The sequence below is a fragment of the bacterium genome (assembly GCA_024226335.1).
Lineage (GTDB): Bacteria > Myxococcota_A > UBA9160 > SZUA-336 > SZUA-336 > JAAELY01.
Genome location: JAAELY010000275.1, coordinates 1 through 2,105 on the forward strand (window position 1 = coordinate 1; position 2,105 = coordinate 2,105).

Sequence of the window (2,105 nt, forward strand, 5' to 3'; positions counted from 1 at the left end):
AGCGGTCGAGCCTCGTCCTCCCGCCGCTCTGAGGGGCCCTTTGCAGCTGCACGGCTGCCCGCGTCCGTTCGAGAGCCCCCAGATTCCCCGACTGCCGGCTCTCAACAGCCGAAAATCGATGGTCTTATTAGGGAGAAAGGGGTGCTATACTTCCTATCCGCTGTGCAGGATGCGAAGGCTCAACACGAGACCGAGGAAGGAACGGCGGAATGCGATCACCGCGAAGAGGAGCGAAGCCTGGCCTGGATCGGTTGGTTGCTTCTCGTTTACCAGGTCGTTGTTCTCTGTTTCCTCGTGAACCCGTGGTTTTCAGAACTTCGCATCGGCGGGTGGGTACTGCTTGCAATCGAGGGCGTGCTCTTGCTCTGCTGGGCCCTGCCCGTCTTCCTCTACCAACTTATGTGGAAGGGGCGATCGGTGAAAGAGAGCATCCGGGTCGCACTCTGGTCGTTTGTTGATGCGATTGGCTTGGCTGTCGTCTGATTAGAGCGGGTGGTATCCAGTCGGGAACTCTTCCTCAGCTCGAACTCTTCACTTGCCGAGAATCACGTCAAGCACGCCTCGCAACGCACGTCGGTCTTCTTCCTCAAGCCGCCCGAGCTTCCGCAGCACGAGCCCCCGCTCGATGGTCGCCACGACCGGCTTGAGAACGGATGCCTTGAGCAGCCCCGCCTCCTTCCACTGGGCGATGGCCACCTCCCCGATCCTCGCCCCGGGCCTCACCTGGCTGGTGATGGCAAGGATGACGAGATCCGGCCGCTCGTTGTGATACGCCTCGGAGCTGACGACAACGGCGGGCCGCCGCTTGCTGGCGGACTGATCGGTGAAGGGGAACGGGACGAGGACGACGTCCCCGAACTCATGACCGGCGCTCATCGCCGATCCTTATAGCTGGTCATAGTCGGCGTCGTCGGGGTTGTCCCAGACCTTGGCGAAGGCGGCTTCGGAGAGCCGGCTGGCCGCGTCCGTGAGCCGGCTCCCGTCGTCGCGCTGCCGCAGGAAATCGACGAAATCCTCGACCTCGGCCACGCGCTCCGGGGAGAGGGATCGGATCCTGCGGATCAACTCTTCTTCCGATCGCTTGGGTTCTCCCATCGCTGACTCCTCTTCGCTCTTGGCCTCAGGCCGCCGACTGTCGTCCCCGCTGAATCTAGCTCGCCTTCTTGCTCCTGTGAGCTGCCGAGAGCGCATCAATGTGCTTGAGGATGGCCTTCTGATCGTGTGCCGGGAGTTCCTCGAGCTGGTGCAATCGTCTCAGGAAGCGCCTGCTGATCTTGGCCGCCGGGTTCGAGTCCGGCGGCTTGAGTCCGAGGAGTTCGTCGCCGCACACATCCAGGGCCTGCGCGATAGCCGCGACCATGTCGGCGTGGGCGCGGGTTCGTCCTCGCTCGTAGCCAGAGATGATCACTTGGATGGTGCCGACCTGATCCGCAAGCTCGGTCTGTGTGAAGCCGCGATCTTTACGGATCCTCGCCAGTCTTTGCCCGAAGGTCTCGTCCGGAGCCGGGAGTCGGCCTCGTTTTTTTCTCCTCGAAGCGGCCATGTCGATGATCTTATGCACGGGTGGGCCTCACTCGAAAGGGGCGGAGTTGCGTAATATAACATATTGGTCTAGAACAGGAGACGATAAAAACTTCAAACGAAATGGCAGTTTCTTCTGCCGGAGTCCCTGGCGGAGGAGAAGGGGTCATCATGGCGCGCATCCCGGAAGGCGAGATCGAGCGACTGAAGGCCGAGGTGGCGGTGGAGCGCCTGGCTGCGGCACGGGGGATCGCACTCGACCGCCACGGCGCCGACCTGATCGGCCTGTGTCCCTTCCACGATGATCGCGAGCCGAGCCTGGTGATCACACCCGCGAAGAATCTCTGGCACTGCCTCGGGGCCTGCCAATCGGGCGGCTCAGTGATCGACTGGGTAATGCGAACCGAGGGGATCTCGTTCCGTCACGCTGTGGAGAGAATGCGCGAAGATCTTCCGAGTCTCGCGAGTGAATCGCCCCGGGTTTCCCGGAGACCTTATTCCTTGAGAGGATGGGGTCATGGGACGCAAGAGCAGGTTTTCGCAAGAGGTTCGTGAGCGAGCGGTTCGGATGGTCTTCGAGCACG

At 61.9% G+C, this 2,105-nt stretch carries 5 protein-coding genes; 2 read left to right on the forward strand and 3 right to left on the reverse strand.

What is annotated here, in order from left to right:
* Positions 1 to 141 precede the first annotated feature (141 nt).
* Positions 142 to 483 (forward strand): hypothetical protein, encoded by a 342-nt coding sequence (locus GY725_14840; GenBank protein ID MCP4005467.1) that lies wholly within the window; start codon positions 142 to 144, stop codon positions 481 to 483.
* Between the two features lie 48 nt (positions 484 to 531).
* Here GY725_14840 and GY725_14845 read toward each other — a convergent pair whose 3' ends face one another.
* From GY725_14845 to GY725_14855, 3 genes are read right to left on the reverse strand one after another with little or no spacing between them, the layout of a single operon-like run.
* Positions 532 to 876: a type II toxin-antitoxin system PemK/MazF family toxin gene (locus GY725_14845; GenBank protein MCP4005468.1), complete on the reverse strand. Its 345-nt coding sequence runs from the start codon at positions 874 to 876 to the stop codon at positions 532 to 534.
* Between the two features lie 9 nt (positions 877 to 885).
* The gene (locus tag GY725_14850; GenBank protein ID MCP4005469.1) at positions 886 to 1,095 is read right to left on the reverse strand and encodes a DUF2281 domain-containing protein; all 210 of its coding nucleotides are present in this window, start codon (positions 1,093 to 1,095) and stop codon (positions 886 to 888) included.
* A 55-nt stretch (positions 1,096 to 1,150) separates the two neighbouring features.
* Entirely contained in the window at positions 1,151 to 1,561 is a 411-nt protein-coding gene (locus GY725_14855; GenBank protein ID MCP4005470.1) for a helix-turn-helix transcriptional regulator, read from the reverse strand.
* A gap of 131 nt (positions 1,562 to 1,692) precedes the next feature.
* Between GY725_14855 and GY725_14860 the strand changes: the two genes are divergently transcribed.
* Positions 1,693 to 2,076 carry a hypothetical protein gene (locus GY725_14860; GenBank protein ID MCP4005471.1) on the forward strand — a complete coding sequence of 128 codons (384 nt, stop codon included), beginning with the start codon at positions 1,693 to 1,695 and terminating at the stop codon, positions 2,074 to 2,076.
* Positions 2,077 to 2,105: the final 29 nt, after the last annotated feature.